Source organism: Brachybacterium squillarum M-6-3 (genome assembly GCF_000225825.1).
Classification (GTDB): domain Bacteria; phylum Actinomycetota; class Actinomycetes; order Actinomycetales; family Dermabacteraceae; genus Brachybacterium; species Brachybacterium squillarum.
In genome coordinates this window covers 431,616-453,552 of the sequence record NZ_AGBX01000007.1, presented here as the reverse complement: position 1 = coordinate 453,552, position 21,937 = coordinate 431,616, and the positions used below count along the sequence as shown (strand labels likewise).

Genomic DNA, 21,937 nt, shown 5'->3' with positions numbered 1-21,937 from the left:
GGGCTCAGCCGCGACGGGAGGAGGCGAGCTTGCCCTCCTCCACGATCAGGCCGTGGAGCTCGGCCAGCTCCGCCACCGTGAAGCCGGCCCGCTCGACGGCGGGGGCGAGGGCGCGACGGAAGGCCTCGTAGGAGCCGGGCACCTCGTGGCCCTTTCCGCGCAGCAACCGTCGCGCGTACTCGTCGCAGACGAAGGCGGGACGGGAGAAGCAGTACAGCCCGATCGCGTCGGCGGTCTCGGGGCCGATCCCGTCCACGGCCAGCAGCTCCGCCCGCAGCGCGGCATCGTCGAGGTCGCCGGCCCCCGGGGCGCGGTCCCGCCACCAGCGGGCCAGTGCCAGCAGTCGCCGCGGCTTCTGGGCCGGGAAACCCGCAGGGCGGACCAGCTCCCGCAGCGTGTCCTCCTCGGTGGCGGCGAGCGCCGCGGCGTCCAGCAGTCCCCGAGTCCGCAGCGCGGTCAGGGCGGAGGCGGCCTGCTCCCAGCGGGAGCGCTGCACCAGCACCGCTCCGAGGGCGATCTCGAGCGGCTCGTGCCCGGGCCACCACCAGCCCTGGGCACCGTTCCGGACGTGCAGCTCCGTGTACAGCCCGCGCAGGTCCGCGGTGGCCAGGGCGCTCATCGCCGGGACGTCTCCGGCTCGTACCAGTCCGGCAGGTCCCCGGGCGTCAGTCGGGTCGCGTCGCCGGGGCGGGAGAGGGTGAGCACGGCCCGGCCCACCCCCGGCTCGTCCTCGAGCCGGTCCTCGATCGCCTGGATCCGTTGCTGCAGCTCCGCCTCCCGGGGGTCGCCGACGAGGTCGACGGAGGCCACCAGGAACAGCCGGTCCGCGCCCACCCATTCGAGGTGCAGGAAGCTGACGGACTCGATGTCGGGATGCTCCACCAGCAGGCGCAGCAGATGCTGCCGGGCCAGCGGGGAGCCGCCCTCGCCGCTGAGGAAGGCCGTGTTGCGGGCGATCAGGAAGATCGCGACCACGCCGAGCAGCAGGCCAACCAGGATCGAGCCGATCGCGTCCCACACCGGGTCGCCGGTGATCTGGTGCAGGGCCATCCCGGCCGCGGCGATGACCAGGCCGATCAGCGCCATCGCGTCCTCGGTGAACACGGCCCGCAGCATCGGGTCCGAGGTGGTGCGGACATAGCGCAGGGGGCTGATCCGGCGCTTCCGGGCGCCGCCCCGGGTCTGCCGCAGGGCCTGCAGGAAGGAGATCCCCTCCAGCACGAAGGCGACCCCCAGGACCAGGTAGCCCCACAGGTAGTCGCCCCCGGCGCCGGGCTCCTCGCCGAGGGACTGGATGCCGTGCCAGACGGAGACGGCGGCGCCCACCGCGAACAGGCCGATCGCCGCGAACATCGCCCACACGTAGCCCTCACGGCCGTAGCCGAGCGGGTGTTCGGCGTCCGGGCCGCGGCGGGAACGGCGCTCGCCGATCAGCAGGAACACCTCGTTGCCGGTGTCCGCCCAGGAATGGGTGGCCTCGGCGAGCATGGAGGCGGAGCCCGTGAGCCCGGCGACGATCGTCTTCGCGATGGCGACCAGCAGGTTCGCGCAGAAGGCGAGCAGCACAGTGAGTCCGGAGCCGCCGGGCCCCTCCGTCGAGGACGAGGCGGCGGTGTCGCGTGACGGGGCGTCCGGGACGGCGGGGGCGGGGGCGTCGGTCATGGGGTCCTTCCGGGTGGGCGACTCCATTGTGCGCCCGATGCCCGCCGCACGGGCCGTGGTCCGCGGCGGTGGGGAGCCTGCCGCGGCAGCGCGGGGGACGGGATCGTGGGTCAGGCGTCCCCGGCGGCGTGCACCCGCACCGCCGAGGGGGGCACGCAGAGGCGTACCCGGGCGCCCGGGGCGAGCCCGGCCCGGGCCACGACGAGTGCGTCCAGATCGGCCGCGAGGTCCGGGGTGCGCAGCCGGATGAGGTCGCCGTGGGGCTCGAGGGACTCGACGGGCCGCTCGATCACGGTCGCCCTCGCGGTGGGCGGATCCTCGTCGGCCAGGCCCACCCGGGAGGGGCGCACCGTCGCGCGCACCGGCTGCCCCGCCGCGAGGGCTTCTTCCGTGTCGGCAGCCAGGCGGCTGCCGTCGGCGAGCTCCACGACACCGTCGCGCCAGAGCCCGTACAGCAGGCTCAGCCCGGCCAGGCGGGCGGTGAAGGCGGTGCGGGGGTCGGCGAGCACCGCCGGGGTGGCGCGGTGGTCGACCACCCGGCCGTGCTCGATGACGGCCAGGCGCCGGGCGAGGCTCGCCGCGTCCAGCAGCTCATGGGTGACGACGAGGCCGGGCGTGGTCTCCAGGGTGCGAGTCAGGAGGGCGCGCACCTGCGGGGCGGCCTCCACGTCCAGGGCCGCCAGGGGCTCGTCCAGCAGCAGCAGTCGCGGCTCGGTGGCCAGCGCCCGCAGGATCGCCACCCGCTGCGCCTGCCCTCCGGAGAGCTGGGCGGGACGGCGCCGGGCCAGGTGGGCGAGGCCCGCCTGCTCCAGCAGCTCCCGCGCGCGAGCCCCGGCGCGGCGCGGCGGCACACCATGGGCGCGTAGCGCGAAGTGCAGGTTCCCGGCCACTGTGCGATGGGGGAGCAGCAGCGGGTCCTGGGAGAGCAGGGCGATGCCGCGCCGGGCCGGGGGCACGAGGGTGCGGGTACGGCCCGAGACGACCTCGGTGAGCACCCGCCCGCCCAGGGTGATGCGGCCTTCGGCGGGTCGCAGCAGGCCGGCGATCAGCGCCAGGGCGGAGGACTTCCCGGCGCCGTTGGGACCGACCAGGGCCAGGGACTCGCCCGCGGGCAGCTCCAGCTCGAGGTCCAGGCCCCGCTCGGGCAGACGGGCGCGCAGGCTCAGCATCAGCGCACGCCCCGTCGTCGCACCAGGGCGATCACGGCCGCGGCGACCAGGATCAGCAGGAAGGACAGGGCGATCGCGGCATCGGGATCGGCCTCGCGCTGCAGGTAGATCTCGAGCGGCAGGGTGCGGGTGGTGCCCTGCAGGGACCCGGCCACCGTGATGGTGGCGCCGAACTCGCCGAGCGCCCGGGCGAAGCTCAGCACCACTCCTGCCAGCAGGCTCGGCGCCACCAGCGGCAGCGTCACCCCCAGCAGCACCCGGGTGGGGCCGGCCCCGAGGGTCGCGGCGGCCTGCTCGTAGCCGGTGTCGGCCGCCCGCAGCGCGCCCTCCAGGCTGAGCACCAGGAAGGGCAGCGCCACGAAGGTCTGGGCCAGCACCACGGCAGCGGTGGTGAAGGCGATCCGCACCCCCAGCACCTCCAGCCCGGCCCCCAGCAGACCCTGCCGGCCGACGACGGAGAGCAGGGCGAGGCCGCTCACCACCGGCGGCAGCACCAGCGGGATCAGCACGAGTCCCCGCAGCAGCCCCGTGCCGCGGCGCGGCGAGCGGGCCAGCACCGCCGCCATCGGCACCCCCAGCAGCACGCACAGCACGGTGGAGGCGGCGGCGGTGCGCAAGCTCAGCGCGAGCGCGGCGCGGGAGGCCTCGCTGCCGATCAGGGCGGGGAAGCGGGCCCAGTCCACCTGCAGGGTCATCGCCAGCAGCGGCAGCAGCACCAGGGCGATGCCGGCGGCGGCGGGCACACGCACCCACAGCGGCAGGGGCGGGGAGAGCGAGGCAGCGGGCATCGTTCAGGGCGCCCCGAAGCCCTGGGCGGCAAGGATCTCCTGCCCCTCGGGGGAGGTCACCAGCTCCAGGAAGGCGGCAGCATCGTCGGGCTCGGCGGCGTCGGCGACCGGGGCGATCGGGTACTCGTTGACGACGGCCCCGGTGGCCGGGTCCTCGACCTCCTCGACGGCGCCGTCGGCGCGGATCACGTCGGTCTCGTACACCAGGCCCGCCTCGGCCTCCCCGGATTCGACCTTGCCGAGGACGTCGGTGACGCTCTGCTCCTCGCTGACGGGGCTCAGGTCCAGGGCCTCGGCGGTCGCGAGGTCCGCGGCGGCGCGGCCGCAGGGCACCTGCGGGGCGCACAGCACCAGGTCCAGGGCAGGCTCGGTGAGGTCGGCGAGGGAGGCGACGCGGGCGGGGTTGCCGGGTGGCACGGCGATGGTGAGGGTGTTGGTGGCGAAGATCGTCGGCTCGGCGGCGGTGTCGCCGGCCTCGACCACGCGGTCCATGGTGACGGTGTCGGCGGTGGCCAGCACGTCCGCGGGGGCGCCCTGGGCGATCTGGGTGGCGAGGTCCGAGGAGCCGGCGAAGCTCAGCCGCACGGTGGTGCCGGGGTGCTCGTCCTCGTAGCGCTCGGCGAGCTCGGTGAAGGGCTCCTGCAGGGAGGCGGCGGCGAACACGGTCAGCGTGGTCTCCTCCTCGCCGGTGCCTGCGTCGGAGCCCCCGCCGGTGGCGGAGCCCGCCGTGCAGCCGCTTCCCAGCAGCACGAGGGGCAGGGTCAGCAGGACGCCCAGGTGTCGCAGGCGGCGCGGGCGGCGGGGAGCGGTGCTCACGCGGTCCCCGAGGCGGCCTCGACGACCACGGTGGTGGCCTTGACGACGGCGGTGGCGACGCTGCCGGGTTCGAGGCCCAGCTCGTCGACGGCCTCGCTGCTCATCAGGGAGACCACGCGGAATGGTCCGCACTGCAGCTCGACCTGCGCCATCACGGTGTCGCGGGTGACCGCGGTGACCAGGCCCGTGAAGCGGTTGCGGGCGGAGCTGCGGGATCCCTGCTCGGCCTCGGGGACCTGGGCCTGCTCGCGGGCCAGACGCGCCACCTCGGCGCCGGGCAGCACCGTCCGGCCGGCGCCGTCGGTGGTGGCGGTCAGGCGTCCCCGGGCGATCCAGCGACGGACGGTGTCCTCGCTGACCCCGAGCAGGGTCGCCGCCTCACGGACTCGCAGTTGCGTCATGGAACCCAGTCTAGGGCCGCAGATTCGGCTCCCTGGCCTCATCCGTCACGCTCGGTCAGACGGCCAGCAGGATCCCGCCCAGCGCGAGTGCGGAGACCAACAGTGTGGCGAGCACGGCGAGGACCAGGGGGCGCCAGCCGAGCCGGCGCAGCGCCCGCCACCGCACCCCGCAGCCCAGGGCGAACATCGCCGCACCCAGCAGGGTGGTCCGCAGAAGGCCCGCCGCCTCCAGCACGGTCCCGGGCAGCGGCAGCAGCGAGGCCAGCAGCATCATCGTCAGGAATCCGAGGACGAAGCCCGGCACCAGCGGCGGCAGGGAGCCCGCGGAGCCCTGCTCACCGCGGGCCCGCAGCTCGCGCCGCCGCTGCCAGGACAGCCCCGCCATCACCGGGGCCAGCATCAGCACCCGCGCCAGCTTCACCACCACCGCGAGCGCCAGGGCACCGCCGCCGATCAGGCCCCCGGCGGCCACCACCTGGGCGACCTCGTGGATCGCGCCGCCGGCCCACATCCCCGCCACCTCGGTGCCCAGGCCGAGGCCGCGGGCGGCCAAGGGGAGCAGCAGCATGGTCGCGCTGCCGCACAGCACCACCAGCGCGAGCGCGGTGACGGTCGCGTCCTCGTGCTCGTCCTCCGGATCGGTGACCCCGGCGGCGGCCGCCACCGCGGCGGCCCCGCAGATGGAGAAGCCGCAGGAGATCAGCAGCCGCAGCTGCCGCGGCACCCGCAGCCACCGGCCCAGCACCAGGGTCCCGGCGATGCCGCCCCCGACGACGACCACCACCGCGGCGAGCACTCCGGGACCGAGGGCCAGCACGTCGCCCAGCACCAGGGAGAGACCGAGCAGCACGATCCCCGCCCGCAGCAGCTGCTTGGAGGCGACGCCGAGCCCCGGTTCCCAGCTGACAGGTACCCCGCGGGTGTTCGCCCCCAGCATCCCGGCGAGGATCGCCAGCAGCAACGGGCTCACCGTCGGCAGGGGAGCGGTCAGCAGCTGCGCCAGGACCGCGGCGCCCAGAGCCGCCAACAGCCCCGGGGTGAGCCGCCGCGCCGTTCCACGGACGCCGCGCGGTGACCGGGCCTGCGCGGGACCCGTCGGGGCAGCGGCAGTCGAGGCGGGGGCACCGGTCGGGGCGGAGAGGGACATGCCATCAGCCTCCCGGGCGAGGATCGATGCCGGTAGACGGCGATCCCGCATCCGGGATATATCCTTCTGATATGCCTCCGGAGCTGCCGCACCTGCCCACCCTCGAGCTGTTCCTGGCCGTGGTGGACGAGGGCGGCCTGGCCGCCGGGGCCCGCCGGCTCGGCGTCCATCAGCCCAACGCCAGCCGGATGATCGCCCGCCTGGAACGGGAGGCCGGCACCCCGCTGTTGGAACGCCACCCCCGCGGATCCCGCCCCACCTCGGCCGGTCTGCTGCTGGCGGCGCATGCCCGGGAGGTGGTCGAGGCCGCCGAGGGCTTCGCCACCTGGCTCGCCCACGAACGACAGGACGCCGCGCGGGAGCTGGCCCTCGGGGCGAGCATGACCATCGCCGAGCACCTGCTGCCGGCCTGGCTCGCCGAGCTGCGCCGTCTCGACCCGGACCTGCGCGTCACCCCGACGGTCGCGAACTCCACCCAGGTGCTCGCGGCGCTGCGCGAGGGCGCCGTGTCGCTCGGCTTCATCGAGGGGCCGCAGGTGCCGGGCTGGGCGCACGCGATGACGATCGCCGAGGACGAGCTGGTGCTGGTCGTCGCCCCCTCCCATCCCTGGGCGGCGCGCACGGAGATCCCCGCCGCGGAGCTCGCCGCAACCGCGCTGGTGGTGCGGGAGGGCGGCTCCGGCACCCGGGAGGCGCTGGAGCAGGTGATGCCGGGCGCCGCCGCGACCGCGCCCGTGCAGGAGCTGGCCAGCAACGCCGCCGTGCGGGTGGCGGTCGCCGCGGGCGCCGGGCCGGCGGTGCTCAGCCGTCTCGCCGTGCAGGGCCCCCTCGCCACCGGGGAGCTGGTCGCCGTGCCGGTGGCCGGGGCGTCCCTGCGTCGCCGCTTCAGCGTGGTGTGGACCGGTCCCCGGCGACTGGGCGGACCGGCCGCCGCGCTGCTGGACATCGCCCGCGGCGTGGGCCGCTGAGCTCAGCCGAAGAGATCGTCCAGGCCGAAGCCGGAGACCTGATCGCCGAAACCGGAGATCTGGTCCCCGAGATCCCCGAGACCTCCGCCGATCGAGTCCCCGAAGCCCTCGCCCAGGCCGCTCAGCCCGTCGAGCCCCTCGACCCCGCCGAGGTCCCCGACGTCCAGGTTCCCGGCCAGCGCGTCCACGTCGACCCCGTCGCCGATCGCGGACTGCAGCAGGGAGCCGCCCACCGCGGTGACGACGGCGCCGCCCGCGACCGCGGCCAGCAGGCCTCCGCCCACCGCGAGGGCGCCCATCCCGGCACGGCGCGCCCCGGAGCCGCCGAGCAGGCCCTCCAGACGGCGCGGGTCCATCGCGCCGAGGCGGGTGGCGGAGCGGGCGAGGTCATCGGGCGAGTCGGAGCGGGGCCGCTCGGAGGCGGGCAGCTCCTGATCCATGCGGGCCTGCACCTCGGCGCGCTGCTGCGGGGTGAGCCTCGCGAAGGCCTCGCGGTGCACCTGCTCGAGCTGCTCGGGATCGGCGGTGCGCACCAGGTAGTCGTAGCGGGAGATGGCCCGCTTGTCCTCCGCGGTGAGGTCGGCGCTGTGCTCGGTGAAGCTGCGCTGGAAGTCCCCGTCCCGCGGGGACGCGGCGGCGCCCTCGGCGCTCTGCCGGTCCCAGGAGGTGCCGCGATCCCGCGAGCCGCTGCCGTCCCAGGTGTCGATGCGGCCCGTGGAGGTGGTGCGGGTGGAGGTGCGGCCGGTGGCCGAGTCCTCGCCGGTGATCGCGTCGGCGGCCTGGCGCACCATCGAGCGCCAGTCGCTGCCGGACGAGGAGCTGCCGGAGCCGGAGGAGGAGTTCAGGGCCTGCTTGGCCATACGGGCGAGGCGGTTCAGGGAGCTCATGACGGTCCTTCCGATCGTCGTGCGCCCTCGGGGGCGCGGGAGTACCTCGAGATCATCGCCGCGAAAGCTCCGAGCGAGGTGGGAGCGGGCTGGACGCGCTCAGCGTCGACGGGCGCCATGGCCGCGTCCCGCACCGTGGTGGCGACCCGGTACAGACTGATGCTGGCCGTGATGTACAGGGTGCGGCCCGGCCCCGGCCGCTCCAGGTCCGCGGGCGCGAGCGAGGTGTCCGCGACATACCGCAGGGACTCGTCGGGGGAGAAGGCCAGCCCGTTGGGGGCCTCCACGTCGAACGCCGCCGGGACCACCGCGCCGGTCACCGGGTCCCGCCGGGACACGTGGCGGTCGCCGTACTCCTCGACGCCGGGGTGGCCCTCGGGGGGACGCTTGATGCCGTAGGCGGAGTCGGTGAACTGGATCGCGCAGGATCGCGCGGCGGCCGTGGGAGCACTCGATGACCGGGCCCTCCGCCCAGGTTGCGCCGCTCGCCACCCGCTCCAGGGCGGCGCCAGGGGCGAGCAGCGGCGAGGTGGGCAGGGACGCTTCGGACGTAGCAGACGACATTCGGGCTCCTGGTACTGCGCGCGGGGTGGCGTGAGTCCATGGCGTTGGCATCTGGATACGCTGGGAACGTCCGACGAGCCGACGACGCCCCCGGAGGAGACCCCCATGACCCAGCCCCTGCGGATCGCGGTGCTCAGCGCCTGGCACGTGCACGCTGAGGAGTATGGCCAGGCCGTGATCGACCACCCCGAGGCCGAGCTGGTGGCGCTCTGGGACGACGACCGTGCTCGGGGCGAGGCCCTCGCCGATCGTCTGCGGGTGGAGTTCTTCGCCGACCTCGACGCGCTGCTGGCCCGCGAAGACCTCGACGGCGTCACCGTCACCACGGCGACCGCCGACCACGACGAGATCATCGGCCGCGCCCTGGCCGCCGGGAAGCACGTCTTCACCGAGAAGCTGCTCTCGCCGACCGTGGCCGGCTGCGACGCCCTGACCGCGCAGGCCCGCGAGGCCGGGCTGATCCTCACGGTCTCCCTGCCGCGCCTGGCCCACGGCTACACCCTCGCCCTGCGCGAGGTGCTCGACAGCGGGGCGCTCGGCCAGCTCACCTACTCCCGGGTGCGCCTGGCCCACGACGGCTCCACCGCCGACTGGCTGCCCGCGCGGTTCTACGACCCCGTCGCGGCCCTCGGCGGCGCGTTCTCCGACCTGGCCGCGCACCCCGTCTACCTCACCCAGCTCATCCTCGGCACCGAGCTGTCCGCCCCGCGCGCCACCTACACCGACCTCACCGGCCGCGGCGTCGAGGACAACGCCGCGGTCGCCGTCTCCACCCCCGACGGTGCCATCGGCGTCATCGAGACCGGCTTCGTCAGCCCCGCCAGCCCCTTCTCCATCGAGGTGCACGGCACCGCCGGGTCCCTCGTGCACGGCATCGGCGGGGAGGGCATGCGGATCGACACCGGGGAGGGCTGGCGCGAGCTGCCGATCCCCGCGGACGCCCCCGCGCCCGTCGCCCAGTGGATCGAGGCGATCCGCAGCGGCCGCCCCACCACCGAGAACCTGGAGCGGGCCCGGGCGCTGACCGCGCTGGTCGTCGCCGCCAACGAGGACGCCCGCCCCGCCTGACCCGGCCCCCGCGCGGGCCGCCCCGCCCGCGGCCCGCCCCCTCAGCAGTCCGTCGAAGGAGACGCCCCATGAGCCCCACCCTCCAGACCCCCGTCCGCATCGGCCTGATCGGCGGGGGCGGCATCGCGACCGCCCACCTCACCGGCTACGCCGCCATCCCCGAGCGGGCCCGGATCACCGCCGTCGCCGACGCCCACGAGGAGACTCTCGCCGCCCGCGTCGCCGAGACCGGGGCCACCGGCTACACGGACTTCACCGAGCTGGTGCGGGACCCCGAGGTCGACGCGGTCGACATCTGCCTGCCCCACCACCTGCACGCCCGAGCCATCGTGGCTGCCGCCGAGGCCGGCAAGCACATCCTCTGCGAGAAGCCGCTGTGCCTGACAGCCGAGGAGTCCGAGACCGTCCGCGAGGTGGTCGAGCGCACCGGGGTCACCCTGATGTGCGCCCACAACCAGCTGTTCATGCCAGCGGTGGCGACAGCGAAGGAGGTCATCGAGGCCGGGCAGCTCGGCGACGTCTACGAGGTGCGCACCACCGACTCATTCTTCAACGACTTCGACCCCGAGTCGATGGGCTGGCGCGCCCACGCCGCCACCAGCGGCGGCGGTGAGTACATCGACACCGGCTACCACCCCACCTACCTGCTGATGCACTTCGCGGGGGCAATGCCCACCGAGGTCTTCGCGATGATGTCCACCCATCGCCTCACCTTCATGGAGGGGGAGGACTCCGCGCAGGTGCTGGTGCGCTTCGACAACGGCAGCGTCGGCCAGCTCGTCACCTCCTGGGCCTACGAGGCCGCCCCCGGCACCGACCGCTTCTCCGTGGTCGGCTCGGCGGGCTCGCTGAGCTCGGACGGCTCCACCCTGCGGGTGAAGCGCCGCGGCGAGGAGGAGCAGGTGTTCGCGGCCGAGCCGATCGACACCTTCGCCGCCGAGATCGCCGACTTCATCACCTGCCTGGAGACCGGCCGCCGCCCCCTGAACACCGAGGAGGAGGGCATCGCGGTGCTCGGCATCATCCTCGCCGCCTACGAGAGCGCCCGCAGCGGCGCCGCCGCCCCGGTGCTGCGCGCCTGAGCTTTCCGATGCGCCGGGTCGGCGGGTCGACCTCCCGGTCCGGCGTCCCGGGTTCGCGACGGGGAATCCCCGGGCGTACCTGGCATCCTCGCCGCGGTGGGATGAGCGGGGTCTCGAGGTCCCTTGCCGAGGTGGTCCCTCCTGAGTACCGTCAAGGGCGATCGACCGTCCGACCCGAGGAGGAGACATCCCCATGAACGAGACCGTCACCGTGCCCCAGCCCGCCGGCGCCGCCCGCACCCGCCCCGAGAACGCCGAGGGCGGCTTCCTCGCCGGCGACGCCCTGGCCAAGAACCTGCAGAGCGTGCTGGTCGACCTCACCGCGCTGAGCCTGGTGGGCAAGCAGGCCCACTGGAACATCGTCGGCCCGAACTTCCGCGATCTGCACCTGAACCTCGACGAGGTCGTGGATATCGCCCGGGAGAGCTCCGACGACGTCGCCGAGCGGATGCGCGCCCTGCACGCCACGCCCGATGGTCGCCCCGCCGTGGTCGCCGAGCAGTCCTCCCTGCCCGCGTTCCCGGCCGGAGAGGTGCTCACCACCGACGCCATCGACCTGATGACCCGCGCCGTCGAGGCCACCGTCGCCACCATGCGCGAGGTGCACGACGAGGTGGACGAGGCCGATCCGACCTCGGCCGACATCCTCCACGGGGTGATCGAGAAGCTCGAGCAGCAGGCCTGGTTCCTGAGCGCTGAGAACCGTCGCCCCGCCTGATCCCCGGCGGAGCGATCGACGGCCCGGTCCCCGCTGCGGGGGCAGGGCCGTTGTCGTCTCCGAGGCCAGGCGGGGTCAGGCGGCGGGGGAAGGCCGGCGCCACCGCAGCAGCGCCCGCACCAGCAGACCCGCCAGAAGTGCCCAGAAGGCGGCGCTGATCCCCGCCACCGCCAGCCCCGAGGCGGCGGTGACCAGGGTGATCGCGGCGGGCAGCTGATCGGCCGGATCCGCCAGGGCGCCCCGCAGGGAGGCGGCGAAAGTGCCCATCAGCGCCAGGCCCGCGACTGCCGCCACCACCCCGTCCGGCGCCAGGGCGACCAGCTGGGTGACGGCTGCCGCGCCGATGCCGAACAGCACCATGACGATGCCCGAGGTGAGCGAGGCGATCCAGCGCCGGGAGCGGTCCTCCCCGGCCTCGGGCCCCGCCGCGAGGGCCGCGCTGATGGCGGCCAGGTTGATGCCGTGACCGCCCGCGGGGGCGGCCAGCAGCGAGCCGGCCCCGGTGACCAGCATCGTGGGCCGCCACGGCACCTCGTAGCCGAGGCCGCGCATCACGGCCACGCCCGGCACGTTCTGCGAGGCCATCGTCACCAGGTACAGCGGCAGCGCGATGCCGACCACCGCCCCCACGCTGAGGCTCGGGGCGGTCAGCTCCAGCCTGGGCAGCAGCGCCGCCGCGGGCAGGCTCGCCCCCGTGCGCAGCAGGTGCACGGCGATCACCACCACGGCCGCGGCGAAGGCCAGCGGGGCCGACCAGCGGGGCGCCCAGCGCAGCGCCACCAGCCACACCAGCACCACCGAGGCCACCGCCCACGGGTCCTGCGCCAGTCCCGTCACCGGGGCCAGGCACAGCTGCAGCAGCACCCCGGCGAGCATCGCCTGCGCGATCGAGGTGGGGATCCGCGCCATCAGCGAGCCCAGCGGCGGCAGCAGGCCGGTGAGCATGATCAGCACGGCCACCACGGCGAAGGCGCCCACCGTCGCGCTCCAGCCGCCGTCGACCACCCCGGTGGTCGCCAGCAGCGCCGGCCCCGGGGTGGACCAGGCCACCGTGATCGGCAGCCGGGTGCGCAGGGACAGCACGATCGAGGCCAGCCCCATCGTGATCGAGACGGCCAGCAGGCCGCTGCCGGCCTGGGCGGCGTCGGCGCCGACGGCGGTCAACCCGGTTAGCACCACCACGAAGGAGCTGGTGAAGGCCACCAGGGCCGAGACCACCCCGGCGGAGATCGGCCGGATCATCGGGGGCACGGGAGCAAGCGCAGGAGGGAGCATGCCTCCGCGAAGGCGGTCGCGGAGGGGTGATCGTGCAGGTCAGGCATGGCCCCACCGTAGTGGTGGGGAAGCCCTGGGCGGGGAGACGTCCCCATCGACGGACACCGCCTCCCGCTGCAAGCTCGGGAGCACCGGGGCCCCGCCCGGCGTCGCCCCAGCGGCGACCTCCCCGAGCACCAGGAGTGATCACGATGCCCCGGACGACCACCGCGCCGCTGCCCACGCAGACCACCCGCGTCACCGACCTCCCCAAGGCGCTGAGCGGCGCCGTCGTGGTGGGGCTGCTGGGCTTCCTGTTCTCGTTCCACGAGTACACCGTCTCCACCCTGAGCGGCGTCTACACCTGCTTCTACCTCGACATCGGCGCCCTTGGTGTGGCCGCCCTGGTGGCGATCCTGACCGTGGTAGGCCTGATCCGTCGGGCCTCGGACCCCTGGACGAACCGTGCGCGCTGGTGGCTTGTGTGGGCCGTCGCCGGGCTGAACGCGGTGCTGGTCGTCATCCACGTGCTGCGGGGCGTCGGCGTCATCGGCGGGCTCTGCTGAGCCCGTTCGGCAAGGCCCGGGATCAGCCGCCCTCGCCGCTGCGCTCGTAGGCGTCCAGGGCCTCGCGACGAGAGGCGGACAGGTCCACGATCGGGCGCAGGCCCTCGTCCAGCTCCGGCACCCAGCGGCGCACATAGGCGTCCTCGGGGTCGAAGCGCTCCCGCTGCCGCTCCGGGTTGAAGATCCGGAAGAACGGGGCCGCGTCGTCACCGCTGCCGGCGACCCACTGCCAGTTGAAGGGGTTGGAGGCCTCGTCGGCGTCGACCAGGGTGTCCCAGAACCATTCCTCGCCGTGGCGCCAGTGCAGGCGCAGGTTCTTGGTGAGGAAGCTGCCGACCACCATCCGCACCCGGTTGTGCATCGAGCCGGTCTCCCACAGCTCCCGCATCCCCGCATCCACCATCGCCACGCCGGTCAGGCCGCGCTGCCAGGCCGCGAGGTCCTCGGCGTCCTCCCGCCAGGCGAAGCGGTCGAAGCGGGGCTTGATGTTCTCGGTGGCCAAGGTCGGCAGGTGGTACAGGCGGTGCCAGGCGAAGTCCCGCCACAGCAGCTGGGAGCGGAAGGTCTCCGGGCCCTTTCCCCGGCCCGCGGCGAGGCTGCGATGCCACACCTCGGCGACGGAGACCTCCCCGAAGCGCAGCGGCGCCGCCAGCCGCGAGGTGCCAGGCCGGTCGGGGCGGTCCTGCAGCTCGTCGTAGTCGGCGAGCACCTCCTCCAGCTCGTCCAGCCGCTCCCGGGCGCCACGCTCCCCGGGCGTCCACGCCTCCCGCAGACCCCCGGCCCAGTCGGGACGGCGCGGCTCCCACCCGCGCCGGTCCAGCTCGCGGTCCAGGTCCTCGGCGCGCAGCCAGGTGCCCACCTCGTGCCCGCCCGCGCGCACCCCGGCGGGCGGCCCGGTCAGATCCTCCGGGACACCCTGCGGGGCGGCGGGCTGACCGGCCTCGCGGCAGGCCCGCGCGAAGGGGGTGTACACCCGGTAGGGGTTCCCGTCGCCGGTGGCGATCGTCCACGGCTCGTGCAGCAGGTGCCCGGCGAAGCTCTCCGCCTCGATGCCGCGCTCGCGCAGGTCCGCCTTGATCGCGGCATCGATCTCGCGGCGCGGCGCGTGGTACCGGCGCATCCAGCTGACCGAGCCGGCGCCGGTCTCCTCGACCAGGGCGGGCAGCACCTCGCGGGGGTCGCCGTCGGCCAGCACCAGGGGGACGTCGTGCTCCCGCAGCTGCGCGGCGAGGTCCCGCAGGGAGTGGTGCAGCCACCAGCGGCTCGCCCCGCCCAGCGGCCGCACCCCGTCGATGTCCTCGTCCACGTGCACGGCGATCACCTCACCGGCCGCGGCGGCGGCTGCCAGTGCCGGGTTGTCCGCGAGACGCAGATCGTCCCGTACCCACCAGATGCTCCGCATGTCCGGTCCTCCTGCAGGTCAGCGCCCGAGCGGCGCGGTCTGTGCGCCACCATCCTCGCGCATCGTCGGGCGCGGCGCTTGTGCCCCGGGCCCATGCTTCGTAGCGTCGGGGCACCGACGACAAGGAGCAGCCATGCCCGAGATCACCACCACCGACGGAATCCGCCTGCACGTCGAGGACAGCGGAGGGAGCGGGAGCCCCGTCGTCCTGATCCACGGCTGGCCGCTGTCCGGCGAGTCCTGGGAGCTGCAGGTCCCGGCGCTCACCGAGGCCGGCCACCGGGTGATCACCTACGACCGTCGCGGCTTCGGACGCTCCGACAAGCCCGATGCCGGCTACGACTACGACACCCTCGCCGCGGACCTCGCCGCCGTGATCGAGGGCCTGGACCTGCGCGGCGCCACCCTGGTGGGCTTCTCCATGGGCGGCGGCGAGGTGGTGCGCTACCTCAGCGCCCACGGCAGCGACCGCGTCGACAGTGCGGTGCTGGTCTCCGCCGTCCCGCCGTACCTGATGCAGGGCGAGGACAACCCCGACGGCCCGCTCCCGCCCGCCATGTTCACCGAGATGCGCGGCAACCTGGAGGCGGACCGCGAGGCCTTCTTCCCCGGCTTCATCGAGGGGTTCTTCTCCGCCGGCGACACCGTGAAGGTGGGGCAGGACGACCTCGACGAGGCGCTGCGCCTGGCCCTGCAGTCACGGCCCGAGGCGGCGCTGGCGACCATGGACGCCTGGGCCACCACCGACTTCCGCCCCGACCTGGCTGCGATCGACGTGCCGCTGCTGATCCTGCACGGCGACAGCGACGCCACCGTGCCGGTGGAGGGCTCCGGGGCTCGCGTCCACGACGCCCTGCCGGACAGCCGCCTGGAGATCATCGCCGACGGCCCCCACGGCATCCTGGTCAGCCATTCCGACCAGGTCAGCCGCGCCCTGCTGGACTTCCTCGGCGACTGACCGGCAGAGGTGAGGACCCCGGGGCGTGCCCTGCGCCCCGGGGTCCTCGTCCGTCCGGGCGTCAGCGGCCGGCGAAGACCACCTGCTGGACGGCGACCGTCTCCGCCTCGGTGTCGATGTCGGTGGTGCGCCGGGCCGTCCAGGTGCCGCCCTGCTCGAAGGTGTCGGACGGGGCATCGCTGGAGACCAGCGTGGAGCCGTCCTCGCAGCGGAAGGAGGCCTGGAGGTTCAGGTCGTGCTCGGGCAGGCGGAGCATGGTGTCGCACTGCACCCCGTCCTCGAGGGTGACCAGCATCGGGACCGGATCATCGAGGAGGGAGCGCGGGGTGACCTCCGCGGGCAGAGGGTCCGTCCCCGCGGCGAGCTCGGACTCGAAGCGGATCGCCGTCCGCTGCCGGGCGTCGGTGAGGCACACGACCTCGATGCCGTCCTCGACGGCGCAGGCCAAGGCGTCCTCCTGGCGCTGGGCGCACAGGAACACGTCCTCCTGGGTGGAGTGCGGGGAGACCATGAGCCCGCCGCCGGCCTCGCAGAGGTCCGTGTCCTGCTCCGTGACGGTCCAGCTCTCGTCCACCCAGACCGTCATGACCTCGGTGGCGCTCGTCGATCCTCCCGCCTCGCCGCTCTCCTCCGCGGCCGTGGACGCCGGGGCCGAGGTGCTCGGCTGCTCCTCGGGCTCCTGATCCGCCCCGGTGCCGCAGCCGGCCAGCAGCAGTGCCGCGCCGATCAGCATCGCCCGTCCCCTGAACGTCCTGCGCATCGCCATCCCCGCCCCCGTACCGCGTCCGCCCCGCGTGCACCGTCGCCCGTGGGGACTGCCTGGTCGCATCATGGCGGAGCCCGCTGCGCCGAGGGAACCGCCGAGGCCATCCCGAGACCATGTCGAGACGCGAGGGCCGCTCCCGCGGTTCCGGAGCGCGGGGCGCGGCCCGTGGACGTCGTGCCCGCGGACTCAGCGCCCGGCGAAGGTCACCGCCGACAGCGGGGTCCCCACGTACTCCTCCTGGTCGGGGAAGGAGCGCTGCACGGTCCAGGTCTCGCCGCGGGTGAAGGTGTTCTCGATGTCCGTGTCGGTCGCGAGCTCCGAGCCGTCCTCGCAGCGGTACCAGCTGGTCGTCGGGTTCATCCGGTGGTCGGCCTCGTCCATCAAGGTGTCGCAGCGGACCCCGTCCTCGAGAGTCACCACCACCGGCACCGCATCCTCCGTGAGCGCACCCCACGTCGACTCCGCCGCGGTGGGGGAGTCGAAGCGGATCGCCCGCTTCCCGAAGGCATCGACGATGCAGACGACCTCGGTGCCTTCCTCGATCGCGCAGGCCTGGGAGGCAGCGATGGTCGGACCGCAGATGAACATGTCCTCCTGCGGGGAGTAGGGGGTGGGGTGCGGGCCGCCCTCGGCGCAGAGGTCCTCGGCCAGGTCCTCGATCGTCCAGGAGTCATCGACCCAGAGCGTCTCGATCGCGGTGGCGGTCGCGGTGCTCGAGCTCTGCGATTCCTCCGCCGTGGAGCTCGGGTCCTCCGTGGCCCCGCCGCCGCAGGCGGTCAGCAGCAAAGTCGAGCTCGCCAGCACCGTGAGCTGAGCGATGAGCGTGCGCATATGGTTCCCCGTCCCCTGTGCGCCGAGGGAGCTGTCCGCCCGATCCATGGACGGTCGCCGTGGCGTCCTGCCAGCAGGATGCCAGGACCCGTGCGGTGGCGGGCAGAAAAGTCACGGATGCCGTCCGCCAGGTCCGGCGGCTCCGCCGGTGCACGGCGACGCCGCGCCGGTCCGGGGTGCGTGACCGATCCGTGACAGCGCGCCGCGGCGCCGCACGGTGCCGGGAGGTGCACAGTGGAGCCTGTCCGGCGCTCGCCTCCTCGATTCGCCCTGATCGCCGGGCCCCGTGCGGCCCACGCCACGAGAGCTTACTTGTGACTGCTTGGTACGGGTTATGATCAGAAATGAGCACCGACCCCGGTGTCCCTGACCCCCGAGAGGTAACGATGAAGTTCTTCCAGCGCTTGGGCAGATCCCTGATGCTGCCGGTCGCCGTCCTCCCTGTCGCCGCGATCCTCAATGGCATCGGCTACTGGATCGCCAGTGCCACCGGCGACGAGAACAACCTTGCCGCCGTCTTCCTGCAGGCCGCCGGTGGCGCCCTGCTCAGCAATCTCGCCCTGCTGTTCGCGATCGGCATCGCGATCGGCATGGCCAGCAAGTCCGACGGCACGTCCGCCCTGGCAGGCCTGGTGTCGTGGCTGACGGTCACGACCCTGCTGGATCCCGAGACGGTCGCCGACCTGACCGGCGCCGTGGTCGATGACGTGAACCCGGCCTTCTCCCAGGTGGAGAACGTCTTCGTCGGCATCATCTGCGGCCTCATCGGTGCCTGGTCCTACGACCACTTCAAGGACACCAAGCTGCCCGATGCGCTGTCCTTCTTCTCCGGGAGGCGCTCGGTCGCGATCGTGACGGCCGGCATCTCGCTGGTCACCTCGATCGTCCTGTTCTTCATCTGGCCCTTCGTCTACACCGGCCTGGTGATGTTCGGCGAGTTCATCCTCGGGCTCGGTCCCGTCGGCGTCGGCCTCTACGGCTTCTTCAACCGCCTGCTCATCCCGCTGGGCCTGCACCACGCCCTGAACTCCGTGTTCTGGTTCGACGTGGCCGGCATCAACGACCTGAACAACTTCCTCGAGGCCACCGGCACCTACGGCGAGACCGGGCAGTACATGGCCGGTTTCTTCCCGATCATGATGTTCGGCCTGCCCGGGGCGGCTCTGGCGATGTACGTGACCGCGAAGACCGCCCGGCGCAAGATCGCGGGCGGCCTGCTGTTCTCCGCCGCCGTCTCGTCCTTCTTCGTCGGCGTCACCGAGCCCCTCGAGTTCGCCTTCATGTTCCTCGCCCCGGGCCTGTACGTGGTGCACGCCTTCTTCACCGGCATCTCGATGGCGATCACCGCGCTGCTGCCGGTGCGCATGGGCTTCGGCTTCTCCGCCGGGTTCATCGACCTGGTGCTGGGATGGGCGAACCCGATGGCGCAGAACCCCTGGGCGCTGCTGCTGATGGGCATCTTCTGGTTCGCGGTCTACTTCGTGGTGTTCCGTTTCCTGATCCTCCGCTTCGACCTCAAGACCCCCGGCCGTGAGGACGAAGACGCCGAGGGCGAGGTCGGCAGCGCCGCCCAGGGCGAGGAGAAGTACCTGGCCACCGCCACCGCCTTCCTCGGCGCCCTCGGCGGCAGGGACAACATCCTGGACCTGGAGAACTGCGCCACCCGCCTGCGGATGCAGGTGGCCGACACCTCGGTGATCGACGAGAAGGCGCTCAAGCGCGCCGGCGCCGCGGGCACCATGAAGCCCGGCGGCGGCTCCGTGCAGGTGATCTACGGCCTGAACGTGCAGTTCGTGAAGGACGCGATGGACCAGCTGATGTCCGGCGCCGTCCAGCCCGTCACCTCCGAGCCGGTCGCCGCGCCCGACCGCGCCGGGGAGGGCGGCACCGCGACCGCCACCCGCACCTCCCACCTGGTGCGGCTGCGCCAGCCCGTCGCGGGCGAGGTGCTGCCGCTGTCGGAGGTGCCGGATGCGACCTTCGCCGAGCAGATCATGGGCCCGGGCCTCGCGATCGAGCCGAGCGACGGCCTGGTGCTCGCCCCGGCCGCGGGCACGGTGGCGCACATCTTCGAGACCGGCCACGCGGTGGCCCTCACCCTCGACGACGGCACCGAGGTGCTGATCCACATCGGGCTGGACACCGTGTCCATGCAGGGCCGCGGGTTCGAGCGCCTGGTCGACACCGGCGCCCGCGTCACCGCCGGGGACCCGCTGCTGCAGGTGGACCTCGACGCGATCCGCGCCGCCGGCCACCCGACCATCACCCCGGTGATCATCCTCAACGACACCGCGGCGAGCCTCGAGCTGGTCTGAGACACACCGAACCGCCACAGACGACGGCCCGGGAGGAGCGCGATCCGCGCCTCCCGGGCCGTCGCCCGTCGTGGGATCAGTGGTCGGTGCCGAGCACCTCCAGCACGGCCTCGCCGTACTCCGCGAGCTTCTTCGCGCCGACGCCGCTGACCAGGCCGAGCTGATCGACGCTGGTCGGCCGCTGTTCGATGATGCCGACCAGCGTGGCGTCGGAGAACACCATGTACGGCGCGATCTGCTTCTCCTTCGCGACGCCGCTGCGCCAGGAGCGCAGCGCGTCGAAGACCTCCTGCTGGGCCGGTTCGAGGGAGGCAGCGGCGCGGGAGGGCCCGCCGCCGCTGCGGCGCTGCCGGGGCGCCTTGGTGGGGGAGCGGTCCACGGCCAGCTCCACGGTGACCTCGCCGCGCAGCACCGGTCCGGCCTGCGGACCGGGGACCAGCACCCCGAAGTCGCCGACGGCCTCGACGATGCCGCGGGCCAGGAGCTGGCGCAGGGCGGTGCGCCACTCCTTCTCGCTGAGCTCGGTGCCGATGCCCCAGACGCTCAGCTGCTCGTGGCGGGACTGGCGGGAGCGCTCGCTCTCCCTGCCCAGCAGCACGTCGATCACGTGGCCGGCGCCGAAGGTCTGCCCGCGCTCACGGTCCAGCCGGATCAGGGCGGAGAGCAGCTTCTGGGCGGGCACCGTCGCGTCCCAGGTGGTGGGCGGGTTCAGGCAGATGTCGCAGTTGCCGCAGGGGGTGGAGTCCTGACCGAAGTAGCGCAGCAGCTGCACCCGCCTGCAGGTGACCGTCTCGCACAGGGCGAGCATGGCGTCCAGGTGGGAGCGGGCGTTGCGCTTGAACTGCTCGGAGCCCTCGCCGCCGTCGATGAAACGACGCTGGGAGACCACGTCACCCAGACCGTAGGCCATCCAGGCGGTCGACGGCTGCCCGTCGCGGCCCGCGCGCCCGGTCTCCTGGTAGTAGCCCTCGATGGACTTGGGCAGGTCCAGGTGGGCCACGAAGCGCACGTCGGGCTTGTCGATGCCCATGCCGAAGGCGATGGTCGCGACGATCACCAGGCCGTCCTCGCGCAGGAAGCGCTCCTGATGCTCCTGACGCACCCGGGCGTCGAGCCCCGCGTGGTACGGCAGGGCGGCGACGCCCTGTCCCTCCAGCCAGGCGGCGGTCTGCTCCACGGACTTGCGGGAGAGGCAGTAGACGATGCCGGCCTCCCCGGGGTGCTCGCTGCGGATCAGCCGCAGCAGCTGGTCGCGGGCGCGGTCCTTGGGGTCGATGCGGTACTGGATGTTGGGCCGGTCGAAGCTGGCCACGAAGTGCTCGGCCGCGGGCATCCGCAGCCGCTCGGTGATCTCCCGATGGGTGGCCTCGGTGGCGGTGGCGGTCAGCGCGATCCGTGGGGTGCCGGGGAAGGCCTCGGCGAGCACGGACAGCCCCAGGTAGTCGGGCCGGAAGTCGTGGCCCCACTGGGAGACGCAGTGCGCCTCGTCGATGGCCACCAGGGACAGCCGCGCCCGGCTGAGCAGATCGAGGGTGCGGGGGAGGACCAGCCGCTCCGGCGCCATGTACAGCAGGTCGAGGTCCCCGGCCAGGAGCTGCTGCTCGACGGCCTGCGCCTCATAGGGCTCGAGCGTCGAGTTCAGGTAGGCGGCGCGGATGCCGACCGCGTCGAGCGCCGCCACCTGGTCGGACATCAGGGCGATCAGCGGGGAGATGACGATGCCGGTGCCCTCCCGCAGCAGCGCGGGGATCTGGTAGCACAGCGACTTGCCGCCGCCGGTGGGCATCAGCACGATCGCGTCCCCGCCACCGGCGACCTGCTCGATGATCGCCTGCTGGTCACCCCGGAAGGACTCGTAGCCGAAGACCGTGGAGAGGATGCCGAGGGCGGTCGGGTCGGCGGTGTCGGCCGGGGCGGAGTGCATGGGATCCAGGGTAGGGGCGGGCACGGCCTGGCGTCGTCCGCGGGGCGCCCCTGGGGACGCGCGACACCTCCCGCCTCGACTCGACGGTCAGGACACGCCGGAGCGCAGCATCCCGTGGTCGTCGACCTCCCAGGTCTCGCCGAGCGAGTCGGTGAAGCGCATCGCTGTGACCCGGTAGTGCGGCGACTGCATCAGGGGGCGCAGGGGCTGGTCGCCCAGCTCTTCGAGGCTCCGGGCCCAGCCCCAGCCGGTGGAGCCGTCGGCCTGCCGCCCGTACTCCACGGCGTAGTCCCCCGGCGGGAGCTTGTGCAGATGCAGATCCTCGGCAGCCGAGGAGCCGCGATGGACGATCGCCGAGATGCGCACGTCGAAGAACATCGAGCCGGACTGGTTGGAGATCACCAGCACGTACTGCTTGCGGCCCTCCCCGTGGGCGCCGTCGCGCGGGTTGGTGGCCATCCAGGCGGTGAGGCGGCGGGTCAGGTCCTCCTGCTCGCGGCGCTCCTCCCGCTTCTTCAGGTCGAGTTCGTCGCGACGACGGTCACGGTCGGTGCGGTACTGGACGAAGGCGAAGACCACGGCGATCGCCGTGATCCAGGTGGGAAGATCGCCGAGGAATTCCATGGCATTGGTCTCCGGTGGTGCGGGGGG

The 21,937-nt window shown here is 73.6% G+C and carries 22 protein-coding genes; 7 read left to right on the top strand and 15 right to left on the bottom strand.

What is annotated here, in order from left to right; genetic code table 11:
- Positions 1-4 precede the first annotated feature (4 nt).
- The 7 genes from OM98_RS11715 to OM98_RS11685 form a co-directional block, all read right to left on the bottom strand.
- Positions 5-619, bottom strand: a complete 615-nt coding sequence (locus tag OM98_RS11715; protein ID WP_010534819.1) for an endonuclease III domain-containing protein — start codon at positions 617-619, stop codon at positions 5-7.
- Positions 616-1,662 carry a cation diffusion facilitator family transporter gene (locus tag OM98_RS11710; RefSeq protein WP_010534818.1) on the bottom strand — a complete coding sequence of 349 codons (1,047 nt, stop codon included), beginning with the start codon at positions 1,660-1,662 and terminating at the stop codon, positions 616-618. Before OM98_RS11710 ends, OM98_RS11715 begins: the two co-directional genes overlap by 4 nt.
- A 110-nt stretch (positions 1,663-1,772) precedes the next feature.
- The gene (locus tag OM98_RS11705) at positions 1,773-2,831 is read right to left on the bottom strand and encodes an ABC transporter ATP-binding protein (protein WP_010534817.1); all 1,059 of its coding nucleotides are present in this window, start codon (positions 2,829-2,831) and stop codon (positions 1,773-1,775) included.
- Positions 2,831-3,619 carry an ABC transporter permease gene (locus tag OM98_RS11700; protein ID WP_010534816.1) on the bottom strand — a complete coding sequence of 263 codons (789 nt, stop codon included), beginning with the start codon at positions 3,617-3,619 and terminating at the stop codon, positions 2,831-2,833. The genes OM98_RS11705 and OM98_RS11700 overlap by 1 nt, the downstream gene beginning before the upstream one ends.
- A gap of 3 nt (positions 3,620-3,622) precedes the next feature.
- A complete protein-coding gene (modA, locus tag OM98_RS11695; RefSeq protein ID WP_010534815.1) occupies positions 3,623-4,435 on the bottom strand; it encodes a molybdate ABC transporter substrate-binding protein in 813 nt (270 codons plus the stop codon).
- Entirely contained in the window at positions 4,432-4,836 is a 405-nt protein-coding gene (locus OM98_RS11690; protein WP_010534814.1) for a TOBE domain-containing protein, read from the bottom strand. Before OM98_RS11690 ends, modA begins: the two co-directional genes overlap by 4 nt.
- 55 nt (positions 4,837-4,891) lie before the next feature.
- Positions 4,892-5,983 carry a YeiH family protein gene (locus OM98_RS11685; RefSeq protein WP_029362831.1) on the bottom strand — a complete coding sequence of 364 codons (1,092 nt, stop codon included), beginning with the start codon at positions 5,981-5,983 and terminating at the stop codon, positions 4,892-4,894.
- Between the two features lie 71 nt (positions 5,984-6,054).
- Between OM98_RS11685 and OM98_RS11680 the strand changes: the two genes are divergently transcribed.
- On the top strand, positions 6,055-6,951 hold the full coding sequence (locus OM98_RS11680) for a LysR family transcriptional regulator (protein WP_010534812.1): 897 nt from the start codon (positions 6,055-6,057) through the stop codon (positions 6,949-6,951).
- 2 nt (positions 6,952-6,953) lie between these two features.
- Here OM98_RS11680 and OM98_RS14555 read toward each other — a convergent pair whose 3' ends face one another.
- Complete coding sequence (locus tag OM98_RS14555; protein ID WP_010534811.1) at positions 6,954-7,838, bottom strand: hypothetical protein; 885 nt, start codon at positions 7,836-7,838, stop codon at positions 6,954-6,956.
- On the bottom strand, positions 7,835-8,158 hold the full coding sequence (locus tag OM98_RS11670; RefSeq protein ID WP_139017704.1) for a hypothetical protein: 324 nt from the start codon (positions 8,156-8,158) through the stop codon (positions 7,835-7,837). Before OM98_RS11670 ends, OM98_RS14555 begins: the two co-directional genes overlap by 4 nt.
- Before the next feature lie 349 nt (positions 8,159-8,507).
- On the opposite strand from OM98_RS11670, the gene OM98_RS11665 reads away from it, so the two are divergent.
- The 3 genes from OM98_RS11665 to OM98_RS11655 all read left to right on the top strand — a co-directional run bounded on the left by OM98_RS11665 (position 8,508) and on the right by OM98_RS11655 (position 11,270).
- Positions 8,508-9,470, top strand: coding sequence for a Gfo/Idh/MocA family protein (locus tag OM98_RS11665; protein ID WP_010534809.1), 963 nt, complete (start codon positions 8,508-8,510; stop codon positions 9,468-9,470).
- Between the two features lie 68 nt (positions 9,471-9,538).
- On the top strand, positions 9,539-10,552 hold the full coding sequence (locus OM98_RS11660) for a Gfo/Idh/MocA family protein (protein ID WP_010534808.1): 1,014 nt from the start codon (positions 9,539-9,541) through the stop codon (positions 10,550-10,552).
- 193 nt (positions 10,553-10,745) lie between these two features.
- Complete coding sequence (locus OM98_RS11655) at positions 10,746-11,270, top strand: Dps family protein (protein ID WP_010534807.1); 525 nt, start codon at positions 10,746-10,748, stop codon at positions 11,268-11,270.
- Between the two features lie 75 nt (positions 11,271-11,345).
- On the opposite strand, the gene OM98_RS11650 is transcribed toward OM98_RS11655, so the two are convergent.
- Positions 11,346-12,512 carry a benzoate/H(+) symporter BenE family transporter gene (locus tag OM98_RS11650; RefSeq protein WP_010534806.1) on the bottom strand — a complete coding sequence of 389 codons (1,167 nt, stop codon included), beginning with the start codon at positions 12,510-12,512 and terminating at the stop codon, positions 11,346-11,348.
- Positions 12,513-12,736: 224 nt separating this feature from the next.
- On the opposite strand from OM98_RS11650, the gene OM98_RS11645 reads away from it, so the two are divergent.
- Positions 12,737-13,090 carry a hypothetical protein gene (locus tag OM98_RS11645; RefSeq protein WP_010534805.1) on the top strand — a complete coding sequence of 118 codons (354 nt, stop codon included), beginning with the start codon at positions 12,737-12,739 and terminating at the stop codon, positions 13,088-13,090.
- A 22-nt stretch (positions 13,091-13,112) separates the two neighbouring features.
- On the opposite strand, the gene OM98_RS11640 is transcribed toward OM98_RS11645, so the two are convergent.
- Positions 13,113-14,492, bottom strand: coding sequence for a cryptochrome/photolyase family protein (locus OM98_RS11640; RefSeq protein WP_010534804.1), 1,380 nt, complete (start codon positions 14,490-14,492; stop codon positions 13,113-13,115).
- Between the two features lie 133 nt (positions 14,493-14,625).
- On the opposite strand from OM98_RS11640, the gene OM98_RS11635 reads away from it, so the two are divergent.
- Positions 14,626-15,450 carry an alpha/beta fold hydrolase gene (locus OM98_RS11635; protein ID WP_010534803.1) on the top strand — a complete coding sequence of 275 codons (825 nt, stop codon included), beginning with the start codon at positions 14,626-14,628 and terminating at the stop codon, positions 15,448-15,450.
- Between the two features lie 61 nt (positions 15,451-15,511).
- Here the strand turns inward: OM98_RS11635 and OM98_RS11630 are convergent, their stop codons facing one another.
- Both OM98_RS11630 and OM98_RS11625 read right to left on the bottom strand, forming a co-directional pair.
- Positions 15,512-16,183 (bottom strand): hypothetical protein, encoded by a 672-nt coding sequence (locus tag OM98_RS11630; RefSeq protein ID WP_010534802.1) that lies wholly within the window; start codon positions 16,181-16,183, stop codon positions 15,512-15,514.
- A gap of 219 nt (positions 16,184-16,402) precedes the next feature.
- Entirely contained in the window at positions 16,403-17,047 is a 645-nt protein-coding gene (locus tag OM98_RS11625; protein WP_010534801.1) for a hypothetical protein, read from the bottom strand.
- 344 nt (positions 17,048-17,391) lie between these two features.
- Between OM98_RS11625 and nagE the strand changes: the two genes are divergently transcribed.
- Positions 17,392-19,362 carry an N-acetylglucosamine-specific PTS transporter subunit IIBC gene (gene nagE, locus OM98_RS11620; protein WP_245528775.1) on the top strand — a complete coding sequence of 657 codons (1,971 nt, stop codon included), beginning with the start codon at positions 17,392-17,394 and terminating at the stop codon, positions 19,360-19,362.
- Between the two features lie 76 nt (positions 19,363-19,438).
- On the opposite strand, the gene recQ is transcribed toward nagE, so the two are convergent.
- On the bottom strand, positions 19,439-21,286 hold the full coding sequence (gene recQ, locus OM98_RS11615; protein ID WP_010534799.1) for a DNA helicase RecQ: 1,848 nt from the start codon (positions 21,284-21,286) through the stop codon (positions 19,439-19,441).
- An 87-nt stretch (positions 21,287-21,373) separates the two neighbouring features.
- Positions 21,374-21,910 carry a hypothetical protein gene (locus OM98_RS11610; protein ID WP_010534798.1) on the bottom strand — a complete coding sequence of 179 codons (537 nt, stop codon included), beginning with the start codon at positions 21,908-21,910 and terminating at the stop codon, positions 21,374-21,376.
- Between the last annotated feature and the right edge of the window lie 27 nt (positions 21,911-21,937).

Coding starts and splice junctions, on each gene's coding strand:
- OM98_RS11680 (WP_010534812.1), top strand. CDS start 6,055: ATGCCTCCGGAGCTGCCGCACCTGCCCACCCTCGAGCTGTTCCTGGCC.
- nagE (WP_245528775.1), top strand. CDS start 17,392: ATGAGCACCGACCCCGGTGTCCCTGACCCCCGAGAGGTAACGATGAAG.
- OM98_RS11660 (WP_010534808.1), top strand. CDS start 9,539: ATGAGCCCCACCCTCCAGACCCCCGTCCGCATCGGCCTGATCGGCGGG.
- OM98_RS11705 (WP_010534817.1), bottom strand. CDS start 2,831: ATGCTGAGCCTGCGCGCCCGTCTGCCCGAGCGGGGCCTGGACCTCGAG.
- OM98_RS11690 (WP_010534814.1), bottom strand. CDS start 4,836: ATGACGCAACTGCGAGTCCGTGAGGCGGCGACCCTGCTCGGGGTCAGC.
- OM98_RS11640 (WP_010534804.1), bottom strand. CDS start 14,492: ATGCGGAGCATCTGGTGGGTACGGGACGATCTGCGTCTCGCGGACAAC.
- OM98_RS11610 (WP_010534798.1), bottom strand. CDS start 21,910: ATGGAATTCCTCGGCGATCTTCCCACCTGGATCACGGCGATCGCCGTG.
- OM98_RS11700 (WP_010534816.1), bottom strand. CDS start 3,619: ATGCCCGCTGCCTCGCTCTCCCCGCCCCTGCCGCTGTGGGTGCGTGTG.
- OM98_RS11645 (WP_010534805.1), top strand. CDS start 12,737: ATGCCCCGGACGACCACCGCGCCGCTGCCCACGCAGACCACCCGCGTC.
- OM98_RS11655 (WP_010534807.1), top strand. CDS start 10,746: ATGAACGAGACCGTCACCGTGCCCCAGCCCGCCGGCGCCGCCCGCACC.
- OM98_RS11710 (WP_010534818.1), bottom strand. CDS start 1,662: ATGACCGACGCCCCCGCCCCCGCCGTCCCGGACGCCCCGTCACGCGAC.
- OM98_RS11630 (WP_010534802.1), bottom strand. CDS start 16,183: ATGCTGATCGGCGCGGCACTGCTGCTGGCCGGCTGCGGCACCGGGGCG.
- OM98_RS11685 (WP_029362831.1), bottom strand. CDS start 5,983: ATGTCCCTCTCCGCCCCGACCGGTGCCCCCGCCTCGACTGCCGCTGCC.
- OM98_RS11625 (WP_010534801.1), bottom strand. CDS start 17,047: ATGCGCACGCTCATCGCTCAGCTCACGGTGCTGGCGAGCTCGACTTTG.
- OM98_RS11635 (WP_010534803.1), top strand. CDS start 14,626: ATGCCCGAGATCACCACCACCGACGGAATCCGCCTGCACGTCGAGGAC.
- OM98_RS11665 (WP_010534809.1), top strand. CDS start 8,508: ATGACCCAGCCCCTGCGGATCGCGGTGCTCAGCGCCTGGCACGTGCAC.
- OM98_RS11650 (WP_010534806.1), bottom strand. CDS start 12,512: ATGATCCGGCCGATCTCCGCCGGGGTGGTCTCGGCCCTGGTGGCCTTC.
- OM98_RS14555 (WP_010534811.1), bottom strand. CDS start 7,838: ATGAGCTCCCTGAACCGCCTCGCCCGTATGGCCAAGCAGGCCCTGAAC.
- OM98_RS11715 (WP_010534819.1), bottom strand. CDS start 619: ATGAGCGCCCTGGCCACCGCGGACCTGCGCGGGCTGTACACGGAGCTG.
- recQ (WP_010534799.1), bottom strand. CDS start 21,286: ATGCACTCCGCCCCGGCCGACACCGCCGACCCGACCGCCCTCGGCATC.